Below are 21,847 nucleotides of genomic sequence, written 5' to 3'. Positions count from 1 at the left end.
TTTTATGCATGTTTGAAGCTTCCCCGTTGCTCGCCTGCGCCCGGAGAGACTAGGTTCGATCCATGCAGATCTACCTTCCCATCGCCGAGGTTTCGGTCAGCGCCTTTCTCCTGCTCGGCCTGGGCGGGCTGGTGGGCATTCTCTCGGGCATGTTTGGCGTCGGCGGCGGGTTCCTGATGACGCCGCTGCTGTTCTTCATCGGCATCCCCCCGGCCGTGGCCGTCGCCACCGAGGCCAACCAGATCGTCGCCTCCTCCTTCTCCGGCGTGCTGGCGCATCTGCGAAAGAAGACGGTCGACATACGCATGGGGATCGTGCTCCAGATCGGCGGCCTGATCGGCGCCGGCCTCGGGGTGCTGGTCTTCAACTTCCTGAAATCGCAGGGTCAGGTCGATCTGCTCATCAAGCTCAGCTACGTTCTTTTCCTCGGGGTCGTCGGCGGGCTGATGTTTTATGAATCAATCGGCGCGCTACGCCGCTCGCGCAATCCGGCCGCCGCCGCACGGCCCAAGCGGCGGCAACGCGGCTGGGTCCACACCTGGCCGCTGAAGATGCGGTTCCGCGCATCGGGCCTCTACATCTCGGTCATCCCACCGATCCTTGTCGGCATCTGCGTCGGCATCCTCGCCGCCATCATGGGCGTCGGCGGCGGCTTCATCATGGTGCCCGCGATGATCTACATTCTCGGCATGCCGACCAAGGTCGTCGTCGGCACCTCGCTCTTCCAGATCATCCTCGTCACCGCCTTCACAACGCTGCTGCACGCCACCACCAACCACACCGTCGACATGGCGCTTGCGGTCCTGCTGCTGATCGGCGGCGTGATCGGGGCGCAGATCGGCACCCAGATCGGCACGAAGCTCAAAGCCGAGCAACTCCGCGTCCTGCTCGCCGCCCTGGTGCTGCTGGTCTGCGGCAAGCTCGCCGCCGACCTGCTGCTGCAACCTGCGGAGCTTTATTCCATCGGCACCGTCGGGGGGCATTCATGATCCGCCTCGCGGCCCTTCTCGTCACGTTCCTCGGCCTCGCCCTGCCAGCGGCCTCGCAGGAGGTCGTGGCCGATCTGAGCCAGCGGCGGGTGTCGATCACCGCGAGCTTCTCGGGGTCGCATATCCTCGTCTTCGGCGCGGTCAAGCACACGCCCGAGAGCCAGCCCAAGAGCTACCCGGTCATCAACCCGCTCGACGTCGTCATCACCGTTTCGGGGCCGCTCCAGCCGGTCACGATCCGCAAGAAAGACCGCCGCGCCGGTATCTGGATCAATACAGAGGCGGTCGAAATCGAGGCAGCGCCGACGCTCTACAAGATCGCCTCCACCGGCCCGCTGGAAGAGATTCTGACCGAGGCGGAAATCCAGCGCAACAGAATCTCCGTCCCGCTCGCCATCCGCGCGCCGGATGCCGCCGAACAAAGCGAGGACGCGGAGGCCTTCGTCGAGGCATTGATCCGGATCCGTGAGGCGGACGGTCTCTACAGGGAAAAACCACATACCGTGCACCTGACCGACCAGACGCTGTTCCGGGCCGAGTTCAACCTTCCGGCCAACCTCGTGGAGGGCGAATACACTGTCCGGATCTTCCTGACGCGGGAACAGGCCGTCGTGGCCGATTACACACGCGTCCTGCGCGTCCGCAAGGTCGGGATCGAGCGCTGGATCTTTACGCTCGCGCAGGAACAAGCGCTGCTTTACGGCCTGTTGTCGCTTGCCATCGCCATTGCGGCCGGTTGGGCCGCCTCGGCCGCCTTCCGCTACGCCCGCGGCTCCTGAGCCCGGCGCCGCATCAGGCGCGCCCGGCGCTTGCCGACAGTGTCAGCGGATCCACCCCGAGCATCGCCAGGGCCCGCTCCCATTTCCGCGCATTCTCCGGCGAGAACACCAGGTCCGGGTCGGCGTCGCAGGTCAGCCAGCCGTTCTGCGCGATCTCGGCCTCGAGCTGGCCGGGCGCCCAGCCGGAATAGCCAAGCGCGAGCAGCGCCCGGCGCGGCCCGCGGCGAAGCGCCATGTCCTCGAGGATCTCCAGCGTCGCGGTCATCGCGAACTCCGCATCGACTTTCAGGGTCGACTCGGTGACGGCGTAGTCACTCGAATGCAGCACGAACCCACGACCATGTTCGACCGGGCCGCCGACATGGATCGTCGTCGGCAGGCTCTCGTCTCCGGCATCGATCTCGAGCTGTTCAAGCAGGTCTTCGAATTCGAGATCCGGCGCGGGCTGATTCACGATCAAACCCATCGCCCCGTCCTCGGAATGGGCGCAGATAAACACCACGGAATGCGCGAAGCGTGGATCGCCCATGCCCGGCATGGCGATCAGCAATTTTCCGGAAAGATCCATCGGGTTCGCAGATTCGGTCATCCCTCCGAGGATGAGCGCGACGCGACGGAGGCACAAGGCTTCGTGACCGGACGGGGGCGATCCGTCGCCAATATGTGATTTCCCAGATCCGTCCAGCCGAATATGCTCTGCGCCATGAAGATGAATGCCGCGATCCGACTTGCCTTGCTTGCCGCACTCGTGCTGCTCGCGCTCCCGCGCGGCACCGCGCATGCCGGAGGCCCGTCCGGCGACGTCCTCCAGGCCGAGATCCGCCCCGGCTGGATCACCGAGCGCGGCACCCGCATGGCGGCGCTGCATCTGACGCTCGCGCCGGGTTGGAAGACCTACTGGCGCGCTCCGGGAGAGGCAGGCATCCCGCCGAGCTTTGACTGGTCGGGGTCGAAAAACCTCAAGAGCGTGGCCTATCACTGGCCGAGCCCGCAGGTCTTCGAGAGCTACGGCTTGCGCTCGGTGGGCTACATAGGCGAGTTGGTGCTGCCGATCGAGCTTTTTCCGCACGAGAAGGGCGCGCCGATCGCATTGCGCGGCGAGGTGGCGCTCGGCATCTGCGAGACGATCTGCATGCCGGCCCGCCTTGAGTTCGATGCGGACCTCGCCGGTGCCGGCCTGTCCGACCCGACGATTCAGGCCGCCCTTGCCAGCCAGCCGCGCAGCGCCAAGCGCGCCGGCGTGCGCGGCGTCCATTGCAACCTCGCGCCGATTCGCGACGGGCTCAGGCTCGAGGCGGAGATCGACATGCCGCGACTCGCCGGCGAGGAGTTCGCCATGGTCGAGGCAGGCGATCCGAGGATCTGGGTCTCCGAACCGATGGTCCGGCGGACCGCCGGCGGGCTGGGAGTCACCGCCGACCTAGTGCCGCCGGCGGGGCAGCCGATGGCGCTCGACCGGTCGGAGCTCCGGTTCACCGTGATCGCAGGCCAAGACGCCGTGGACATCCGAGGCTGCGCCGCGAACTGACCTTTGCGTTCGGAGGCGAGTCTCCGAAGCCGACGCCTCCAACGTCCAGCCGACACTGATCCCCTCGAAACGACACTCAGGGAGACGGCGCCCGGACCGGTTGCCGCCTCCGACCAGCGTCCTTGCAGCCACGATCGGGTCTCAGCGAATGTGTTAATAATCGTGGCAAAAACGTGAGATCATCGCCTTCGAATTGCCCCTCTTTGATGTTTTGGTAAACGCACGAGGGAAATCCTGCACGTCACATAACTGGGCTGCATTCCTGTCCGGAACATCCCGATGGTTTCCAAGGCGGCGCTTTGCCTGTCCGCGGTCCTGTCGGGGAGTGAAGCACCTTCAACCCTGGTGACGCGATGTCACCCATTCGGAAACGGCGACGATGGCACGGGCAACATTGGAACAGGCAGCGACACCGCGGGACAACCGTCTCTCTTGCGGGGCTTTCCGGGACAACAGTAGGCGGTTCAGTGGCCGCAGCAGAGAGAATAGCAGTGTCGGAAATCGCCGGGCACTGATGCTCCGCGCAAGAATTGCACTCGCCGTCTTCGTCACCGCTGGCCTGCTCGCCCCGGCGTCTTCGGCTGTCGGCGCACCGACCACCTGCAGCATTCAGAACGCCAAGAAGCAGCTAACCGGAGAGTTCACCTACTCCCTGTCCGCGGCGGGAGACAGAGACTGGGCCGTTCTGCAACTGGTTGGGGCAATGCCGGTCCACTACGAATGCCCCGGAGATACGGACGGTTGCTTCAACAAGGACGCCGACGCACAGGAGGCGGTCGACATGGTCGGCCTTCTGGACACAACGACGCTGGTGCGGTCGGTCACGATCATCAATGCCCCGGCAACGTCCACGATGATCCACTACAAACTGTCGAATTGCCGATAGGCAGACCTGCCGGAAGGCATCAGCCCTCCGCTGCAGCACTCACAGGAGTGCGTGCAGTTCGGATCAGCAATTCTGTGTGTCTCCACATATTTCCCGGTTCGAAGAAGTGCCTCTTGCGCCTGGGGCCGGCCTTCTTGTTTTCCGGTCTCCTTTGCGACGGGATCGGCGACGCCGACGCTAACCGCCACAGCCACAGCCACAGCCACAGCCAAGGAAATTTGCACGCCACGTTGGACGATGCAGCACCGCTTGGGCGGAGGAAGCGGCCCCGCCTAGCTCCGCTGCGGCTCACTGAGAAGAGCGAGCACGGCCGTTCCTGAAAGCGACTGGTCGACTGCGTCGTCCCAAAGCGTCAGCGCGATGCCGGCCCAGGCGAATGACGAGGCGTCCCGTTGCAGGCCAAGCTCGAGATGCGCATTCATCTGTGCGTATTTGGCAACGATGAGGAGGTCGGACAGCGTCGGCAATGCATAGGGCTCAATGTGCAGGCGCTCCTGAACCTGAATGGCAGCCCTGGTCAGTGCCATGACCCGCTTCGTTTCCAGATCGATCGCCGGCAATGGTTTCAGAATAGCCATCGCCTGTTCAGCGATCGTCGCAGTGCTTTCCATGTCTCCGGGCGTCTTCATGACGGGCCTCCTTGGGATGCGCGCTGCGCGTGCGTCATCTCACGCATCAACACTCGATTCGAAACAAGGCCAGTTCCAACGCGAACGACCTCTGGTTTCTTTAAACATGACCTTGCGGTAGGGCAGGTTTGAGACGCCTTTGCCTCAGTTCGAGCCAATGCAGGCAGAACCGGCGCCCTTTTTGCCCGCTTCGTCTCGCATGTGACGAAACAAAGACGCGCCGGATTGATTGATCGAGCCTTCGCAATGATTCGACGAAATCCAGATAACTGTTTCCGTCTAGGTCGTACATCCAGGCAAAATCTGGGCGGCACCGCCAGCCGCAAATCGTCCACGATTCAGAAACTCACCGTCGACAATTGTTAACGCCGCACCATGCCAGCCTGCCAGCGCGCCCTGCACAACCTGAAACCGGCGATCGGGCGGACAACACGCACCGCGCGTCCTCAGCTTTCGGAGCTCCGGTGCCGCGGTCCGGCCAACAGGATCCAGAGCATCCCGACTCCGAAGGTCACGGCGGTTATCGCCCAGGCGCCGGCGAGGAAGAGCAGAAGCGCCCGGAACGGTGTCGCCACCTCGACGGGGAGGAGGCCCGCCAGCGGCGGCCAGAGCGTACCGGTCGCCGCAACATGCCCGAGCGTTGCTGCCGCCAATGCCGCGACCGCCGCCACCGCCGACCAGGTGAGCAGCGTCACAGGCCGCGCCCGGCCGGAATGGGTCAGCGCGCGGCGGAAGGACTCGAACTGCCGATGCACGTCCTTCTGCACCGCCAACAGCGCTGGCACCATCAGCAGCACCAGCACCACGCCAAAGCCGAGCCCATAGATCAGCGTGATCACCGTCGGCTTGAGGAACTGCGCCTGGCGCGAGGGCTCGTAGAGCAGCGGTGTGAGGCCGATGACTGTGGTGAGCGTGGTCAGCAACACCGGGCGCAGCCGGTCGGCAGCCGCGTCGATCACCGCCGGCACGAGCCCGCGATCGCGGGAATACTCGTCCACCGTGGTCACCAGCACGATGGAATCGTTGATGATGATTCCGGACATGCCGATGAGCCCGACGACCGTGAACATGGTCAGCGGAATGTCCCAGTGCACATGCCCCCAGATCGCGCCGATCAGGCCGAAGGGGATGACGGCCATGATCAGCAGGGGGCGCGTCCAGCTCGAGAAGATCCAGGCCAGCGTCAGGAAGATCCCCATCAGGCACAATCCGTAGCCCACCAGCGCGTCGTTCATGAATTCGCGCTCTTGCTCGGCGAGTCCGGACAGGCGTGCCTGCACGCCGTATTCCTGCTCGATCCGCGGCAGGATGTCGGTTTGAAGCGCATCCATGATCTCCTGCGCCCGCGCCGGATCGTCCTCCGAGATATCGCCGGTGACAGAGACAAGGCGGATGCCGTTCTCCCGCTTGACCACAGAGAAGCCGGTGCGGCGATCGACCCGCACCAGGTCGGCCAGCGGCACATACGCGCCGTCCGGCGTCCGCAGCTGGGTACGCGACAGGAAATCGGCGGTGAGTTCGGTCTCAGGTAACTCGACCCGGATCTCCGCGCTGCGCGGGCCCAGCGGGTAGGTCGCCGCTTCGATGCCGTTCAGACGATGCCGCAGCACGCGCCCCAACTCGTCGATGGTGAAGCCGAGCGCAGCGCCCTGCGGCGTCAGGTCGAGGATCAGCTCCTCCTTGTCGTAGGAAAGGTCGTCCTCCACCGCCGAGACTTCGCCAAACCGTCCCACCTCTCCCTTCAGCGCCTCGGCGGCGCTCTTGAGCGTTTCGGTATCCGCGCCGAAGAATTGCACATGCAGGGAATCGCCGCCCGGCCCGTAGCGCCATCCCCGGAACGAGATGGTCTCGACGAGCGGATGATGTTCGACACGGTCCTGCAGGTCCGAGACGAACTGGAAGCTCGAATAGGGGCGCAGGTCCGGATCGATCAGCTCGACCGCGATCGAACCCAGTTGGTCGGCATCCTTGGTCTCGGACCCGGCGAGCCCGCGCCCGGTGTTGCCGCCCACCTCGGCCAGCGCATAGGTCACCGGCGGCCGCCCGTATGTCTCGGCATATTCCGCGTTCAGCGCCTCGACTGCGGCCTGGAAGAGGCGCATCTGTTCCAGCGACTCCGCCCGCGTCGCCCCCGGTGCCATGGCGAAATTACCAGAGACAGAACCCTCCTCGGGCGCACTGAAAAAACGCCACTGCACATCTCCGCGCACGAGCAGCGAGACCTGGCTCAGAAGCAGCAGAACCATCGCCGCCAGCACCGGATAGCGCGCCCAGAGCGCGAAGGCGATGATGCGCCGGAAGATCCCGGCGCGGAACCACGAGAACGCACGGTTCACCTGGCGCGACGGCCAGTCGTACCAGGCCTCCCGCGCGTTCGCGGCATGGAGCGAATGCGCGAGATGGTTCGGCAGGATCAGGAAGCATTCCACCAGCGACGCCATCAACACGGCGATCACCGTGAAGGGAATGTCGGAAATCAGGTCGCCGAAGCGGCCGCCGATCACCATGAGTCCGCCGAACGCGATCACCGTGGTGATCGTGGCGGCGAAGACCGGTCCGGTCATCCGCCGCGCCGCCCGCTCGGCCGCCAGCATCGGCGGCTCGCCCAGCCGCCGCACCCGGAAATCGGCATGCTCCCCGACCACGATCGCGTCGTCGACGATGATGCCCAGTGTGATCAGCAGGGCGAAGAGCGACATCATGTTGATCGTCAACCCTGCGGCATACATCAGCGCAATGGCCGTTAGCATCGCCACCGGGATGCCGGCGGCGACCCAGATCGCCGTGCGGGCGTTGAGGAACAGAAAGAGCAGACCGACGACGAGCACGAGACCGGTCATCGCATTGTCGAGCAGCACGCCAATGCGGTTCGAGATATCCTCCGACCGGGTTCGGATGAGCTCGATCGTCACCCCCTCCGGCAGGCCGAGCATCATCTCCTCGGCCACTTTCTCGATCTTGCTCTGGATCTCCAGCGCGTCGCCCTGCGCCGAGCGATCGACGCGCACCGAGATCGCCGGGTCCGGCCCGCGGAAATAGCTGCGCTCGCGCGCAGGTCCCTCGACGAAGACCTGCGCCACGTCGCCGATAGTGAGTTGCGAGCCATCCGAGCGGGTGCGCAGCGTGATCCCGGTGATCTCCTCGGCCGAGCGTTTCTCGCGGCCCGTGCGCACGCGGGCATTGGCGCCCGCCACGTCGCCCGCCGGATCGGTCGCGACCTCGGCAGCGATCGCAGCGGCGATCTCGGCCATAGTCACGTTGTGCAGCACAAGCGAGCGCGTTGGCACTTCGACCAGCACCCGCGGCGCAGCCATCCCCCGAATCGTCGTCCGCGTCACGCCCTCGGCAAAGAGCCGGGCAATGAACTCGTCGGTGAACTGCGCCAGAAGGTCGACGCCCACCGGCCCGGCGATGATCACGTCGGAAACCCGGTCGCGCCAGGCGCTTCGCCGGACCACCGGGTCCTCGGCATCCTCCGGCAGCGTGGTGATCGCGTCCACCGCCTGCTGCACGTCCTCGGCCACCTGCGTCATGTCGAGGCCCGGCTCGAATTCGAGCTCGATCCGCGCCCTGCCCTCGCTCGAAACCGACGAGCTTTCGGTCACGCCGTCCACCGCTAGCAGCGCCGGCTCGAGCAATGCGACGATGGCGCTGTCGACATCCTCCGCCCCTGCGCCCTCCCAGGTCACACTGACGCTTACTTCGTCGAGCACCACATCGGGGAAGAACTGCGCCCGCATTCGCGGCATCGCCACGAGACCGGCAACGATCAGCACCACGAGCAGCAGATTCGCCACGGTGCCGTGGCGGGCGAAGTAGGCGAGGATGCCGCGGCCGTCCTCGGGAGGCGTCATCATCTGGGCCGTCCTCCCCGGACTGAGACGGAGACAGACCGGCTAATGCGGCCCGAAGAGCGCCTGGCCGACGGAACCGGCATCGCCCGCGTCAAACGGTCCTTAGGACCTTGCCTCCGGCAGGGATGATTTTCGGGGAGAAGAAGACATTCCGAGCGCCCGGGCTTCTTCCGTTCGGCAAATACCCCGGGGGAAGTGCTCGGCAGAGCGCAGGGTAGGCCGCTCCGAACGGGCTCGCATCCGAAGATCGGCCCCCGCGAACGACTCTGGCTCGACTCCGCCCGCGGCACCGCTCAGCCTCCCATCCGGGATTCGATCCGCGCCACCATCGCGGCGGGCACTAACTCCTGCTGGAGCTGCGAAAGCACGCGCTCGCGGGCGTCCGCCGGCATCCTCGTGTTTGCCTCCACCGCCGCGATCAGCGCGGCGCGGCGTTCCGGCGTGAGGGAGATCATCTCCTCGTCGGCCTGGATTGCCCCCGGCTCAGTGCCGGCGACCCGTTCGGCACGCTCCGCCGTCAGGTCGCGCACCAGCACGCCGGGGCCCAACAACGGGCTGCGTTCGGCCACGATGCGCCTGCCCTCGAGCCCCGCGGCCGCGACGATCACGTCGTCTCCCTGCCGCCGCAGCAGCGTCGTTTCGGCCACGGTCAACCGGTCGTCCGGTCCGACCACGAGCACGCTGCCGGCCGCGTCGAGCGCGGTCGCCGGCAGAATGGCCACATCCTGCAACGGAGGTTCCTGGACATGGACTGTCACGAAATCGCCGGGCCGGAAGCCCGCGAACCTGTCGAGCCGGGCGAAGAGGAGCCGCCCGGTCTGGCCCTCGCCGACCGATGCGTCGACGCGGCTGATCCGGCCTTCCGCCACGAGATCGAGCCCCATCACGTCGAGCGATGCCCGGACCGGCGCGAGAGTCAGCCTGCCGTCGCCGTCGAGCAGGCGGGCATATTGCGCGGTCGAGATCCGGAAGGCGACCTCCAGCGCATCGGAGTCGATCAGCGTGGCCAGCCGCTCGTTCTGCGACACCAGCCCGCCCTCGACCACGTCGACATCGGCCAGCGTGCCGGCGAAGGCCGCCCGCACCTCGGTATCAACGAGCCCGCGCTCGGCATCCGCAAGCGCGATCTTCATCCGCGCCAGCGTGTTGCGCGCCTGGTCGACCCTGTTTTCGGCCGCAGCCTCGGCCATCCGCTGGGCAACCACTGCCTGGTTGGCAGAGGCCTCGGCCAGCGCCGCGGTCTCGATCGCCGCCTCGGTGCCAACGCCGCGCGCGGCAAGGTCGCGCTGCCGTCGGAGCGCCTGCCGGCGCAGCTCCGCCTGGGCCTCGGACGCGGTCAGTTCGTCCCGGACAAGCTCAAGGTTGCGCTCGGCATCCCGCAGTTCGACCTCGGCATCGGCCAGATCGGTCCGCGCCACGTCGAGCGCCGATTGCGCATCCGTCGGGTCAATCTGCACCAGCAACTCGCCTGCTGCGACGCTGGCGCCCGCATCGAATCTCTCGGCAAGCCACACGATCCGCCCCGACGCGCCCGCTCGGAGCTCCAGCGTGCGGCGGCTCTGCACTTGCCCGAAGGCGGTAATCACCGGCACCGCGGATTGCGCTTTCACGTCGACCGAATTGATCGCCATGATCCGCTCACGCGCCGGCCGCGCCTCCGATTCGCGCGACATCCGCACCTCCACGGCGTCCCGGAAGATCATGCCGGCATAGCCGAGAAGGCCGATCGTCACCGAGAGCAGGAACAATCCCACGAGGGATCGGCGCAGAAAGCGCATCTACCGGACCTTTCCGAAATCCGACCCCGTGATCGGGATCCTTCCTCTACCTAGACCGAATTGCCGCATTCGCAAAGTCACACCGCCTTTACGTGTCGGCAGCCGATTTCCGTCGCGGGAAACCGCCCCGACGGCGCCAGCTCTTCCCGAAGCCACGACGATCGGCTAGCAACGATCCCATGTCCGCCGGAATGCACTCTTTGGGAGATCTCGAGGCCCTCGCCTATCAGGTCGCGATGGGCGCGGACGAGGCGATCTCCGAAACCCCGGTGAACCGCTACGCCCAGAGTGCGGCACTCGTGGCGCAGAAAGCCGCCCCACCACGGGTCGCGCCGGGCCCGGTGCCGAGACCCACCGAGGAAACCGCAGCCGAGGACGCTATCGGCGCGGCGCGGGCGCTCTCCGGCGCGGCCACGACTCTCGAGGAACTGGAGGCGGCGCTCGCCGCGTTCGAGCATTGCGACCTCAAGCGCGGCGCACGCAGCCTCGTCTTTTGCGACGGCCGGCCCGAGGCGCGGGTGATGATCATCGGCGAAGCGCCGGGCCGTGACGAGGATATCGAGGGGCGTCCCTTCGTCGGCCGCGCTGGCAAGCTGCTCGACCGGATGCTGGGCGCGATCGACCTCGGACGGAGCGCGACGGACGCCGAGCGCGCCGTCTACATCACCAACATCCTGCCCTGGCGCCCGCCGCAGAACCGCGACCCGAAGCCCGAAGAGATCGCCATGATGAAACCCTTCGTGGAGCGCCATGTCGAGCTTGTCGGCCCCGACCTCCTTGTGCTCATGGGCAACATCTCCTGCCAGGCGATGCTCGGCCGGCGTGGCATCACGAGGCTGCGCGGTTCCTGGACCGAGACGCTTGTCCGCCCGGCTTTGCCCATGTTCCATCCCGCTTATCTCCTGCGCAACCCCGCCGCCAAACGCGAGGCCTGGGCCGACCTGCTCTCGCTCAAGGCACGGCTTCGGCAAAGTGCACGCCCATGATCCCCGTCGACCCGCTGACGCTCCTTGCGTTCATCCCCGCCGGCCTCGCGCTCAACCTGACGCCGGGGGCCGACATGATGTTCTGCCTCGCGCAGGGGTTGCGTGGCGGCCCGCGCGCCGCGCTCGCAGCTGATGCCGGCATCGCGCTCGGCGCCTTTGCGCATACGGCGGCGGCCGGAATCGGCCTCTCCGCGCTCGTCGCCGCCGAGCCGCTGCTGCTCGATGTCATCCGCTGGGTCGGCGTCGCCTATCTGCTCTGGTTGGCCTGGAATGCCATGAGGTCCGGTCCGGTGCCCGACACCCGCGCGCCGGCGCTCTCCCCAGCCCGCGCCTTTCGTCAGGCGCTGATCGTCAACCTCACCAACCCCAAGGTGATCCTCTTCGTTCTCGCCTTCTTGCCGCAATTCGTCGATCCCGGCCACGGCGCGATCCTGCCGCAATTCCTTGTCTTCGGCGCGATCCTCGCGACCGGCGGGCTGGTGGTGAACGGCCTCGTGGGCGTCTTCGCCGGCGGGCTGGGGCGCAGGCTCGCCAATTCTCCCCGCGTCGCCCGCGCGCTCGGCTGGGCCACAGCCGGCGTCTTCACCGCGCTCGCGGCGCGGCTCGCCCTCATGCAACGGAGCTGAGACATGCACGCCCATTCACCCGACACGCCCCGCGCGTTCCTCCCTGTCCGCATCGCCGTGCTGACCGTCTCCGACACGCGGACGCTGGCCGATGACCGCTCTGGCGACACGCTGGCCGCGCGGATCGAGGCTGCGGGCCATATCCTTGCCGACCGGAAAATCCTCAAGGACGAGCAGACCGAGATCGCCGCACAGCTCCGCACATGGTGCGCCGACCCGGAGGTCGACGTGGTGATCTCGACCGGCGGCACCGGCCTCACCGGGCGCGACGTGACCGTGGAGGCGCATCGCGACGTCTACGAAAAGGAGATCGACGCGTTCGGCACGATCTTCACCATCGTCTCGATGAAGAAGGTCGGAACCTCGGCGGTGCAGTCGCGCGCCTGTGCCGGCGTCGCCCAGGGCACCTATCTCTTTGCCCTGCCCGGCTCGACCGGCGCCTGCAAGGACGGCTGGGACGAGATTCTGGCGCCGCAGCTCGACTATCGCCACGCGCCCTGCAACTTCGTCGAGATGTTTCCGCGGCTCGAAGAGCACAAGCGCCGTAAGTGAAGCGAAAGCACGCTTAGGACGAAGCGCAAAGGGCCGCGCCCTCCCCTGAGCGGGCTGCACGGCATGGCTCATGGACATCGGTTCATCTCAAAACCCCCGACGCGCCCGGTCGAAACATCGGGGATGGGTGGACCAGCGCTCCGAGTGGCGGAACCGGACACGACAGTTGCTATTCCACCAGCACTCCCCGGGACGCGAGTCGCTTTTGCCACACCTCCCCGCCTTCGCCGTTCGGACCGCATCCGCACCCTTGGCCGAACCCCGGCCTGCGATATCCTCGCCCCCGAATCCCGCGCTCTCTCTGAGGAGATCCATGCTCCGCCCTGTCCCATTGCTCCTCGCCCTCATGCTGGCGCTCTCCGCCTGCGGCAGCGACGGACGGCTCAAGGCGCTCAACAAGGGCGAGCCCCTGCCGCCGGGGGTCGAGGCCAGCGGCGAGGCCGTCGACGGGCTCATCGTCGGCCACCGGCTGATGGAGGCCGGCGAATACGAGCTGGCACTCAAGGCTTATTATCGCGCCGCCGCCGAACACGGGCTGACCGCCGATGTCCTCACCGCCATCGGCTCGGCCAATCTCAAGCTCGGCCGGCTCGGCCAGGCTGAAACCATGTTGCGCCGCGCCACCGAGGAAGACGAGGAATTCGCCGCCGCCTGGAACAACCTGGGCGTGGTGCTCATGGAGCAGGGCGAGGTCGGCGAAGCGGCGCGCACCTTCCGCATTGCCTTTGCCCTCGACAGTGGCGAATCTGTCGAAATCAAGGAAAACTTGCAGCTCGCGCTCGCAAAAATCGAAAATCCCGCCTACACTTCCGAGCAACAATACGAATTCGAACTGGTGCGCGGGGACAGCGGTACCTACCGTATCCTTGCAACACCTTGAGGCAGTACGAGCAGGAAAAGGACGCAAAAATGCGCCACACTACCCTTGTCACGCTGTGCCTGGGCGCAGCCTTGGCGCTTTCGGCCTGTCAGAAATCTGGCGAAAGCGAAGTCGACCGGGCCCTCCAGAGCGTGAACGCGATCGACGACAACAATCTCTCCGACCTGATGCTGACCGTGGCCGATGCCAACGAGGCGGTGGCCTATTTCAAGCGCACCACGGCGGAGTTTCCCGACCGGGTCGACCTCCAGCGCAACCTTGCCAAGTCCCTGGTCCGCGCCAATCATAACACCGAAGCGGTTGCCGCCTGGAAGAAGACCGTGAGCATGCCGGGCGCGACCAGCGCGGACAGCGTCGACTATGCCGACGCGCTGATCCGCGCCAACGAATGGACAGCTGCCGAGCAGGTGCTCGACACCATCCCGCCGACGCACGAGACCTTCAAACGCTACAAACTCGAGGCGATGGTGGCCGACGGCAACAAGGAGTGGAAGAAGGCCGACAGTTTCTACGAAACCGCCGTCGGGCTCACGACGAAGCCCGCCTCGACGCTCAACAACTGGGGGTATTCGAAGCTCACCCGCGGCCAGTATCGCGAGGCCGAGCGGCTCTTCGGCGAGGCGCTGCAATACGACCCGAAGCTATTTACCGCCAAGAATAACCTCGTGCTCGCGCGCGGCGCGCAACGCAATTACGCGATGCCGATCGTCGAGATGAACCAGGTCGAGCGGGCACAGCTCCTGCACACCGCCGCCCTCGCCGCGATCAAGCAGGGCGACGTCGCCATGGGCCGCTCGCTGCTCGAGGATGCCATCGACACGCATCCGCAGCATTTCGAAGAGGCCGTCCACAGCCTGAACGCTCTCGAAGGCAAGTGACCGGGGAATGACTCTGGCAATCCCCGCCGGCGCGGCGCTCTGGTTCCTCCCCTTCGCCGCGCCGATCTGTCTCTACGTGATCTGGACCGACCTGACCCGGATGAAGATCCCCAACGCCGCGGTCGCCGCGCTCTTCGCGACCTACGCGCTCGTCGGGCCGATCGCGCTTCCCTTCGATCTCTACCTCTCGCAATGGATGAACTTCGTCATCCTGCTACTGGCGGGTTTCCTGCTCTGGTATGCCGGCGCAATGGGGGCGGGAGATGCCAAGTTCATCGCCGTGATGGCCCCCTTCTTCACCCGCGCCGACGCGCCGCTGTTCCTGCGACTCTACATCGCCGTGGCGCTGGCCGCGGTGGCGGTCCACCGGATCGCGCTGGCGATCCCGGCGAGTTGGAAGATCGCCGGCGAATGGGAGAGCTGGAAGCGGCAGGAGGGTGCGGAGTCCTGGCTGAAGAGCACATTCCCGAAGGGCACGGTTCTTGGCTGGCTGCTTATCACCTATCTTTTGCTCGGAGCGATTTACGGGTCGTGACGATGTCCGGGAGGGCGTGCCGCGACGACAGAACATCGGCCTACAGCCCCCTGCGGACGCCAAAGGGTTGAATTCCCCCGCGGCGATTTCTCCCGTTCAGGGCGCCTCGATCTCCAGCAGCACGTAGACCTCGTTGCGGTGGACCTCCTTGAGCCCGTATCCCCCCGCCGCCATCGCCTCGATCATGCTCTTACGTGCCTTGCGGTCGAGCGGGCAGAGCGGCACGAGGAGGTGGCTCGCGCTCTCGACCCCCGGCAGGCCGGCATAGCGCCAGGGCGCGCCGCCCTCGAGCCGACCGAGATCCCCGAAGAGCCAGTAGCTCGCCAGCAGGTCGGCCCCGAGCGGCGTGATTCCAGCGAAACCGCTCGTCTCCAGATCACGCACGATCCCGTCATAGACCGTCACCGTCCCTCCCGCGAGGCCGCATTCGGGCAACTCCTCGCCGAGGAGAAGCGTCGGCCCGTCATCTTCCTCGCTCTCGCCGGCGCGGGCGGCCTCGACGAGCACCGGCAGCTTGATCGTTCCCGTCGGTGTGGCGTTGCGCGCGGGCATGGCGAAGATGTCGCCATGCTGCTCGGACCGGGCGAACATCGGTACGAACTCGTCCTCCGACGACGCCAGGTGCCGGAACGGGCTGAAGGCGAGGTTGATCGCCGATGGCAGGCCCAGCATGAAGATCGCACAGCCCGCCAGAGCCAGCGCCTGCCGCATGTCCCAGCCATGGGCGTTGGTTGTTCCCGGCGCGGGGCGGAGCGCGAAGAGCAGGACGCCCAGCAGGTAGAGCCATTGCGGATCGTTGCCGAAATTCTGGTAGGTGACAAAGAAGAAGCCCGGCACAAGGACCAGCAGGATAAGCCCTTCGGTCGCTCGCCCGGCCTGCCGCAACAGCACCACGGCGACGAGCGCGGCGATGGAGCCGCCGAGATAGGCCGGCGCAGCGATCACGCCGTTGAGGCTGAGCCCCGGCTGTGGCCGCGTCTCGGAACCTGTGACGGTCAGCACATCGCCGAGATAGGCAAACCAGAACGCCGGACCGGCGAAGAGCGTGACCAGCACCGCAACGGCAAGCCCTGCCAGCACCGCAACGCGCATTGCGCGGAATTGGCGGCGCAGCACAAGCGCCAGCAACACGCCGGGCAGGAAGGCGGCGACATAGGTCACCTTGATCAGAGCCATCCCGGCGACGGCAAGCCCGAGGATCAAGCCGTCGAGAGTCCGGTTCTCCCGCTGCACTGGCGGCAGGATCGCGATGCTGATGGCGAGGAAGGCCAGCGCCCAGGCCCAGCGATTGTAGTGCATCGAGACAGAGATCGAAGGCTGCGCCTCGCCGTGCACCAGCGCCATGCAGAGCACTAGGCAGAGCGCGCCGAAGACCATTGCCCAGGCTGTCTTAAGGCGCGAGATCCCGACCCAGAAGATCGGCAGCAGCAGCAGGCCGCCGACCAGCGCCTGCGCGGCGAGGATCGCCATGCCGACACCGAATCCCAGCTCCACGAAAAGCGCGATCGGCGCGGTGGCGAGAAACCCGATGGGCGACATGTAGTCGAGATGCGCCCATTCGCCGTCCGCCTGTCGGAGCACCATGTCGATCAGGTGCATCGTGTCGCCTTCGTGCTTGGCGATATAGAGCCCGCCCTTGGCCAGAAGCACCCAGCTCAGCCCCGCCCAGACGACGATTAGGAAGCCTCCAAAGGCGATTTGACCCCGTCGCTGCATAGCTGCTCTCGTTTCTCCAATTTTTGGCCACAATGGCGCGGCACCTTCCCGACTGTCTGCGATGTCGCAGGCATTCATGTCGAATCCTTGACGAAAACAGCAAGAGTTTCGGCACCTTCGGATGGCAACGACGAGCGGGTGACGCGATGAACATGGAAGTCGGGAATGTTATGGCACCGCCGGCGCCGCGGCGGCTCGAGGAGATGCAGCTGCCGATGGTGATGATGCGGGATATCCTGCTCAAGACCATGTTCCGCAAGAATCTCGACCTGGTGTCCGACCTGTCCCGCGCGATCTGCCTGCCGGTCCCGGTGACCCAGGAACTGGTCGACCTCGCCCGGAGCCAGAAGCTCCTCGAGGCGACCGGCACGCTGCTGGCCAATTCCGGCGGCGAAATGGGCTACCAGCTCACCGACGCCGGCAAGGCACGCGCCCTCGACGCGCTCAGCCAGTCGGAATATTTCGGCGCCATGCCGGTGCCGCTCGAAGTCTACGGCGAACAGGTCAAACGCCAGTCTATCCGCAACATCCAGATCACCCGCGATCAACTCACGGCCGCCATGGGCCATCTTGTCCTGCCGAGGGCGTTGCTGGACCAGCTCGGCCCTGCGGTCTCGGCCGGGCGATCGATCCTGATGTATGGTCCCCCGGGCAACGGCAAATCCTCTATTTCCAACGGCATCCGCGACGCGATGGGTGACAAGATCTATGTCCCGCGCGCCGTCGAATATGCTGGCCAGGTCATCACCGTCTATGACCCGATCGTCCACTCCGCCGCCGAGGAACAGGTGGACGACCCCAATTCGCTGCGCCGCACCGGAAACCGCTTCGACACCCGCTATGTCCGCTGCGAGCGGCCGACCGTGGTGACCGGTGGCGAATTGTCGCTCTCCATGCTGGACCTCGTCTACAACCCGACCGCGCGCACGTACCAGGCTTCCATGCAGCTCAAGTCGACCGGGGGTATCTTCATCGTCGACGACCTCGGCCGTCAGGCCGATCCACCGCAGGCGCTGATCAACCGCTGGATCCTCCCGCTGGAGGAGGGCAAGGATATCCTCGCCCTGCAATCGGGCGAGAAATTCGAAGTGCCATTCGACACGCTGGTGATCTTCTCGACCAACTTCCACCCCAACGAGATCTTCGACAAGGCCGCGCTCCGCCGGATCTTCTTCAAGATCAAGATCGACGGTCCCGAGCAGGAGGATTTCCTCAAGATCTTCGCCATGGTCGCCAAGAAGCGAAAGATGCCGCTCGACCAGGACACGCTGATCCACCTGCTGAAGAACAAATATCCGACCATCGACAACGTCTATGCCAACTACCAGCCGATCTTCCTGATCGACCAGATGATCTCGATCTGCCGCTTCGAGGGCATCCCGAACCAGATGACACCGGAATTGATCGATCGCGCCTGGGAGAATATGTTCGTGAAGGAGGAGCATATCGAGCATTGAGCGACATCGGCAGGATTGGCGTGGCAGGATGCGGTCGCATGGGCGGCCCGATGCTGGCCGCGCTGGTCGCGGCCGGATTCGACGCTCAGGGCTACGATATCGCGGCTGGCCACCTCGCCGATGATGTACCGGTCACCGACGATCCCGTCCGCTTCGCTGACGGGCTCCGTGTTCTCATCACCGTGGTCCGGGATTCCGACCAGACCGACGATGTCCTCTTCGGTCGTGGCGACCTCGCCCGGCGTGCCCGCGATCTGCACAGCCTCGTCGTCTCCTCGACCCTCTCGCCGCGCTACGTTCGCGCCCTTGCCGACCGCCTCCCGTCCCATATCCGCCTCAGCGACGCGCCGATGTCCGGCGCCCGCATAGCCGCGCAGGAACGCCGCCTCAGCTTCATGCTCGGCGGCGAGGCGGCAGAGCTCGACCGCCTCCAGCCGCTCTTTTCCGCCATGGGTGCGCATTTTCACCGGATGGGTCCGTTCGGTGCCGGGTCGCAATCCAAGGTCCTCAACAACCTGCTCGCAGCCTCCCACACCGCGATGACCCGCCTCGTTCTCGACTGGGCAGACGCGGCCGGCCTCGACGAGCGCCGCCTGCTCGCCCTCATCGAGACCTCCTCGGGCCAAAACTGGCTCGCTTCCGGCATGGACAGCATCGAATTCGCCCGCGACGGGTTCTCGGAAGACAATTCCATCGGCATCCTCGTCAAGGACGTGAGCGCCGCGCTCGACGCCGCGCCAGAGGGATCGGAGACGGCGCTTCCGGAAGAGGTTCGCCGGGTGATTCGAGGCTTGAAGCCGCGCCAAGCCAGCTAAAGAGCCAGGCAGGTGCAGGAGGTCCGGCCAGGCCGCGCCACCGTCCGGCGCCCGCTGCTCGCGCCGCTCACGCCACACGGAGCGGGCCCGATCGCGCGCACGTGACGGGGCCGGCGCCGTCACGTATCGGCCGGAAAGTCCGATTTCACCCCGAGAATCGCCACATTTCCCCGTCACGTTAACCAAAACGACCAGGCGGGACATCGGATATGAACAAACTGCTGATCGGTGGGATGATCGTGATCGGGGGGCTCTTTTTCCTGGGTATGTCAGGCGGGATATCGGGAAATCTTGGCGGCAGCGGTTTCGGCGCGAAGGGCGGCGGGGGCATCAAGAGCTATGCCAAATCCTCCGGAAGCGCCATCAAGGGCATCGGCAACGCAGCCAGCGGCATTCTCAGATAGCCCCACGCCTCCACCTGCGCCCGGGCCCCCAATGTCGCGACCCGAATGGCGCAGCGCGGTTGTCCATGCGGCGCCCATCGCTCTGGTTGCCCCCTCCGCCCAGCGCTAGACTCGCCGCATGTCTGCGCCCCTCCCTCCCGCTTTTCAAGACTGGTTCGCCACCCGTGGCTGGGACCTCCATCCGCATCAGCAGGCGATGCTCGACCGCGCCGCCGCGCCCGCGCTGCTGCTCACCGCGCCCACCGGCGGCGGCAAGACTCTCGCGGGCTTCCTTCCCAGCCTCGTCGAGCTCGCCGATGGCACGCGGACGGGCCTCCACACACTCTACATCTCCCCTCTCAAGGCGCTGGCCGCAGACATCCGTCGCAACCTCGCCACCCCCGTCGCCGAGATGGCCCTGCCGATCCGCATCGAGGACCGCACCGGCGACACGTCCTACACCTCCAAGCGCCGTCAGCGCGCCGATCCGCCGCAGATCCTGCTGACCACGCCGGAATCCCTCGCTCTTCTTACCTCCTATGAAGACGCCCCTCGCATCTTTGCCGGCCTTTCCCGCGTCATCATCGACGAGATCCACGCGCTGGCCGAGAGCAAGCGGGGCGACCAGCTCATGCTCGCCCTCGCCCGGCTCGAGACCCTCGCCCCCGGCCTCCGCCGCGTCGGCCTTTCGGCCACCGTCGACGACCCGCCCGCCATCGGCCGTCTCATGGCCCGCCACCCCGACCCGGTCGAGATCCTCGAGGCCGATCCCGGCCCCGCCCCGGATATCCGGATGCTCGAGACGGAGGAACCGCCGCCCTGGTCCGGCGGCGGTGGCCGATACGCGATCCCGGCGGTGCTCTGCGAGGTCCGAAAGCACCGCACGACGCTCATTTTCCATAACACCCGCGCCCAGGCCGAAATCTTCTTCCACCACCTGTGGCTGGCCAATGACGAGGGGCTGCCGATTGGCATCCACCACGGCTCGCTCTCCCGCGAGCAGCGCGAGCGGGTCGAGGCGGCGATGGTTGCGGGCGAGTTGCGTGCCATCGTCTGCACCGGTTCGCTCGATCTCGGCATCGACTGGGGCGACGTGGATCTCGTCATCCAGGTCGGCGGGCCGAAGAACGTCAAGCGTCTGGTCCAGCGGATCGGGCGGGCCAACCACCGCTACAACGCGCCGTCCAAGGCGCTGCTGGTGCCGGCCAACCGCTTCGAGATCATCGAATGCCAGGCCGCGCTCGACGCGGTGCGCGCGCGCGACCTCGACGGTGCTCCCCGCGGCCCCGGCCCGCGCGACGTGCTTTGCCAGCATATCCTGATCGCCGCCTGCGCCGGCCCCTTCTCCGCCGACTCCCTCTTCGCCGAGATGACAAGCGCCGGCGCTTTCGCCGATCTCGCCCGCGCGGATTTCGACGCATGTCTCGAGTTTTGCGCCACGGGCGGATATGCGTTCCGGGCCTACGACCGCTGGCAGCGCCTGAAGCAACGCCCCGACGGCCTCTGGCAGCTCCGCGATCCGCGGGCGGCGCAGCGGATCCGCATGAACATCGGCACGATCCAGGACACGGACACGCTCAAGGTCCGCATGAAGGGCCGCGGCGGCAAACCGCTCGGCGAGGTCGAGGAGGGCTTTGCCGCCTCGCTCACGCCCGGCGACAGTTTCCTTATCGGCGGCCAGATCGTCCGTTACGAGGGGTTGCGCGAGATGACCGTCGAAGTCACCCGCCACGCCGCCGATCGCCCGAAGGTCGCCGTTTTCAACGGCACGAAGTTCGCCGCCACGACCAAGCTCATGGACCGCATCCTGGAGATGCTCCGGCAGGAGGACTGGCCAGACCTGCCCGATCACACGCGCGACTGGCTGCGCCTTCAGCGCGACGTTTCCCGCCTCCCGGAACGCGACCGGCTGCTGGTCGAGAGCTTTCCTTTCGACGGGCGCGCACATGTCTGCGTCTACGGCTTCGCCGGCCGCAACGCCCAGCAGACTCTCGGCCTGCTGCTCACCCGCCGCATGGAGACGGCCGGCCTTGCACCGCTCGGCTTTGTCTCGACCGACTATGCGACGCTGATCTGGGGCCTCGAACCGCTCCGGGACGCCACGCCGCTCTTCGACCGCGGCGGCCTTCGCGACGGGCTCGCGGGCTGGCTGGCATCCAACGCGGTGATGAAACGCACCTTCCGCGCCTCGGCCACGATCGCCGGGCTGATCGAGCGCAACACTATCGGCGCACGCAAAAACGGGCGGCAGGCAACATTTTCCTCCGACATCCTGTACGACACGCTGCTGAAATACGACCCTGACCACCTGCTCATGGAGATCACCCGAGAGGAGGCGTTGCGCGGGCTTGTCGATTTCGGCCGCATCGAGGAAATGCTCGACCGGGTCAGCGGGCGGATCGACCATGTCCGGCTCGACCGCGTCTCTCCTTTCGCCGCGCCGCTGCTGCTCGAGGTCGGCAAGGTGCCGGTTCTCGGCGAGGGCCGCGAGCGGCTCGTCGCTGCGGAGGCCGAGCGGCTGATGGCGGCGGCCGGGCTCAAGATGTGAGGCTTGCAATCCGGCGCACGAAGCGCAA

At 66.3% G+C, this 21,847-nt stretch carries 19 protein-coding genes; 14 read left to right on the top strand and 5 right to left on the bottom strand.

Going from position 1 to position 21,847, the window contains the following annotated elements; all coding sequences use genetic code 11:
• Positions 1–62: 62 nt before the first annotated feature.
• Both EU800_RS12390 and EU800_RS12385 read left to right on the top strand, forming a co-directional pair.
• The gene (locus EU800_RS12390) at positions 63–989 is read left to right on the top strand and encodes a sulfite exporter TauE/SafE family protein (protein WP_129632678.1); all 927 of its coding nucleotides are present in this window, start codon (positions 63–65) and stop codon (positions 987–989) included.
• Positions 986–1,768 carry a TIGR02186 family protein gene (locus EU800_RS12385; RefSeq protein ID WP_129632675.1) on the top strand — a complete coding sequence of 261 codons (783 nt, stop codon included), beginning with the start codon at positions 986–988 and terminating at the stop codon, positions 1,766–1,768. The genes EU800_RS12390 and EU800_RS12385 overlap by 4 nt, the downstream gene beginning before the upstream one ends.
• Positions 1,769–1,781: 13 nt before the next feature.
• On the opposite strand, the gene EU800_RS12380 is transcribed toward EU800_RS12385, so the two are convergent.
• Entirely contained in the window at positions 1,782–2,357 is a 576-nt protein-coding gene (locus EU800_RS12380) for a YqgE/AlgH family protein (RefSeq protein ID WP_129632672.1), read from the bottom strand.
• A gap of 114 nt (positions 2,358–2,471) precedes the next feature.
• Here EU800_RS12380 and EU800_RS12375 point away from each other — a divergent pair, with 114 nt between their 5' ends.
• A complete protein-coding gene (locus tag EU800_RS12375; protein WP_242500549.1) occupies positions 2,472–3,296 on the top strand; it encodes a protein-disulfide reductase DsbD domain-containing protein in 825 nt (274 codons plus the stop codon).
• 514 nt (positions 3,297–3,810) lie between these two features.
• Positions 3,811–4,182, top strand: coding sequence for a hypothetical protein (locus tag EU800_RS12370; protein WP_129632669.1), 372 nt, complete (start codon positions 3,811–3,813; stop codon positions 4,180–4,182).
• A 272-nt stretch (positions 4,183–4,454) separates the two neighbouring features.
• Here the strand turns inward: EU800_RS12370 and EU800_RS12365 are convergent, their stop codons facing one another.
• From EU800_RS12365 to EU800_RS12355, 3 genes are all read right to left on the bottom strand, one after another.
• A complete protein-coding gene (locus EU800_RS12365) occupies positions 4,455–4,811 on the bottom strand; it encodes a hypothetical protein (protein WP_129632666.1) in 357 nt (118 codons plus the stop codon).
• 446 nt (positions 4,812–5,257) lie between these two features.
• Positions 5,258–8,668, bottom strand: a complete 3,411-nt coding sequence (locus EU800_RS12360) for an efflux RND transporter permease subunit (protein ID WP_242500547.1) — start codon at positions 8,666–8,668, stop codon at positions 5,258–5,260.
• A gap of 290 nt (positions 8,669–8,958) precedes the next feature.
• Positions 8,959–10,443 carry an efflux RND transporter periplasmic adaptor subunit gene (locus EU800_RS12355; protein WP_129632663.1) on the bottom strand — a complete coding sequence of 495 codons (1,485 nt, stop codon included), beginning with the start codon at positions 10,441–10,443 and terminating at the stop codon, positions 8,959–8,961.
• 179 nt (positions 10,444–10,622) lie between these two features.
• Here EU800_RS12355 and EU800_RS12350 point away from each other — a divergent pair, with 179 nt between their 5' ends.
• The 6 genes from EU800_RS12350 to EU800_RS12325 all read left to right on the top strand — a co-directional run bounded on the left by EU800_RS12350 (position 10,623) and on the right by EU800_RS12325 (position 14,900).
• On the top strand, positions 10,623–11,429 hold the full coding sequence (locus tag EU800_RS12350) for a uracil-DNA glycosylase (RefSeq protein ID WP_129632659.1): 807 nt from the start codon (positions 10,623–10,625) through the stop codon (positions 11,427–11,429).
• Positions 11,426–12,055: a LysE family translocator gene (locus EU800_RS12345; RefSeq protein WP_207209899.1), complete on the top strand. Its 630-nt coding sequence runs from the start codon at positions 11,426–11,428 to the stop codon at positions 12,053–12,055. The genes EU800_RS12350 and EU800_RS12345 overlap by 4 nt, the downstream gene beginning before the upstream one ends.
• A gap of 3 nt (positions 12,056–12,058) precedes the next feature.
• On the top strand, positions 12,059–12,607 hold the full coding sequence (gene moaB / locus EU800_RS12340) for a molybdenum cofactor biosynthesis protein B (protein ID WP_129632656.1): 549 nt from the start codon (positions 12,059–12,061) through the stop codon (positions 12,605–12,607).
• Between the two features lie 313 nt (positions 12,608–12,920).
• Positions 12,921–13,487 carry a tetratricopeptide repeat protein gene (locus EU800_RS12335; RefSeq protein ID WP_129632653.1) on the top strand — a complete coding sequence of 189 codons (567 nt, stop codon included), beginning with the start codon at positions 12,921–12,923 and terminating at the stop codon, positions 13,485–13,487.
• Between the two features lie 29 nt (positions 13,488–13,516).
• Entirely contained in the window at positions 13,517–14,365 is an 849-nt protein-coding gene (locus tag EU800_RS12330; RefSeq protein ID WP_129632650.1) for a lipopolysaccharide assembly protein LapB, read from the top strand.
• A gap of 7 nt (positions 14,366–14,372) precedes the next feature.
• Positions 14,373–14,900, top strand: a complete 528-nt coding sequence (locus EU800_RS12325; protein ID WP_129632647.1) for a prepilin peptidase — start codon at positions 14,373–14,375, stop codon at positions 14,898–14,900.
• A 96-nt stretch (positions 14,901–14,996) separates the two neighbouring features.
• Here the strand turns inward: EU800_RS12325 and EU800_RS12320 are convergent, their stop codons facing one another.
• On the bottom strand, positions 14,997–16,616 hold the full coding sequence (locus tag EU800_RS12320) for a glycosyltransferase family 87 protein (RefSeq protein ID WP_129632644.1): 1,620 nt from the start codon (positions 16,614–16,616) through the stop codon (positions 14,997–14,999).
• Between the two features lie 146 nt (positions 16,617–16,762).
• On the opposite strand from EU800_RS12320, the gene EU800_RS12315 reads away from it, so the two are divergent.
• The 4 genes from EU800_RS12315 to EU800_RS12300 all read left to right on the top strand — a co-directional run bounded on the left by EU800_RS12315 (position 16,763) and on the right by EU800_RS12300 (position 21,819).
• Entirely contained in the window at positions 16,763–18,073 is a 1,311-nt protein-coding gene (locus EU800_RS12315) for an ATPase (RefSeq protein WP_129632642.1), read from the top strand.
• A gap of 20 nt (positions 18,074–18,093) precedes the next feature.
• Complete coding sequence (locus EU800_RS12310; RefSeq protein WP_256369767.1) at positions 18,094–18,888, top strand: NAD(P)-dependent oxidoreductase; 795 nt, start codon at positions 18,094–18,096, stop codon at positions 18,886–18,888.
• A gap of 209 nt (positions 18,889–19,097) precedes the next feature.
• Positions 19,098–19,292, top strand: a complete 195-nt coding sequence (locus EU800_RS12305) for a hypothetical protein (protein WP_129632637.1) — start codon at positions 19,098–19,100, stop codon at positions 19,290–19,292.
• A gap of 118 nt (positions 19,293–19,410) precedes the next feature.
• Entirely contained in the window at positions 19,411–21,819 is a 2,409-nt protein-coding gene (locus EU800_RS12300) for a ligase-associated DNA damage response DEXH box helicase (protein ID WP_129632635.1), read from the top strand.
• The last annotated feature ends 28 nt before the right edge of the window (positions 21,820–21,847 follow it).

Source organism: Tropicimonas sp. IMCC6043, from assembly GCF_004146235.1.
Taxonomy (GTDB): Bacteria; Pseudomonadota; Alphaproteobacteria; order Rhodobacterales; family Rhodobacteraceae; genus Tropicimonas.
This window is presented reverse-complemented; position numbering and strand designations above follow the sequence as displayed.

Bases quoted from the DNA above. Each gene is read 5' to 3' on its own strand.
- EU800_RS12390 (WP_129632678.1), top strand. From the start codon at position 63: ATGCAGATCTACCTTCCCATCGCCGAGGTTTCGGTCAGCGCCTTTCTC.
- EU800_RS12385 (WP_129632675.1), top strand. From the start codon at position 986: ATGATCCGCCTCGCGGCCCTTCTCGTCACGTTCCTCGGCCTCGCCCTG.
- EU800_RS12380 (WP_129632672.1), bottom strand. From the start codon at position 2,357: ATGACCGAATCTGCGAACCCGATGGATCTTTCCGGAAAATTGCTGATC.
- EU800_RS12375 (WP_242500549.1), top strand. From the start codon at position 2,472: ATGAAGATGAATGCCGCGATCCGACTTGCCTTGCTTGCCGCACTCGTG.
- EU800_RS12370 (WP_129632669.1), top strand. From the start codon at position 3,811: ATGCTCCGCGCAAGAATTGCACTCGCCGTCTTCGTCACCGCTGGCCTG.
- EU800_RS12365 (WP_129632666.1), bottom strand. From the start codon at position 4,811: ATGAAGACGCCCGGAGACATGGAAAGCACTGCGACGATCGCTGAACAG.
- EU800_RS12360 (WP_242500547.1), bottom strand. From the start codon at position 8,668: ATGATGACGCCTCCCGAGGACGGCCGCGGCATCCTCGCCTACTTCGCC.
- EU800_RS12355 (WP_129632663.1), bottom strand. From the start codon at position 10,443: ATGCGCTTTCTGCGCCGATCCCTCGTGGGATTGTTCCTGCTCTCGGTG.
- EU800_RS12350 (WP_129632659.1), top strand. From the start codon at position 10,623: ATGTCCGCCGGAATGCACTCTTTGGGAGATCTCGAGGCCCTCGCCTAT.
- EU800_RS12345 (WP_207209899.1), top strand. From the start codon at position 11,426: ATGATCCCCGTCGACCCGCTGACGCTCCTTGCGTTCATCCCCGCCGGC.
- moaB (WP_129632656.1), top strand. From the start codon at position 12,059: ATGCACGCCCATTCACCCGACACGCCCCGCGCGTTCCTCCCTGTCCGC.
- EU800_RS12335 (WP_129632653.1), top strand. From the start codon at position 12,921: ATGCTCCGCCCTGTCCCATTGCTCCTCGCCCTCATGCTGGCGCTCTCC.
- EU800_RS12330 (WP_129632650.1), top strand. From the start codon at position 13,517: ATGCGCCACACTACCCTTGTCACGCTGTGCCTGGGCGCAGCCTTGGCG.
- EU800_RS12325 (WP_129632647.1), top strand. From the start codon at position 14,373: ATGACTCTGGCAATCCCCGCCGGCGCGGCGCTCTGGTTCCTCCCCTTC.
- EU800_RS12320 (WP_129632644.1), bottom strand. From the start codon at position 16,616: ATGCAGCGACGGGGTCAAATCGCCTTTGGAGGCTTCCTAATCGTCGTC.
- EU800_RS12315 (WP_129632642.1), top strand. From the start codon at position 16,763: ATGAACATGGAAGTCGGGAATGTTATGGCACCGCCGGCGCCGCGGCGG.
- EU800_RS12305 (WP_129632637.1), top strand. From the start codon at position 19,098: ATGAACAAACTGCTGATCGGTGGGATGATCGTGATCGGGGGGCTCTTT.
- EU800_RS12300 (WP_129632635.1), top strand. From the start codon at position 19,411: ATGTCTGCGCCCCTCCCTCCCGCTTTTCAAGACTGGTTCGCCACCCGT.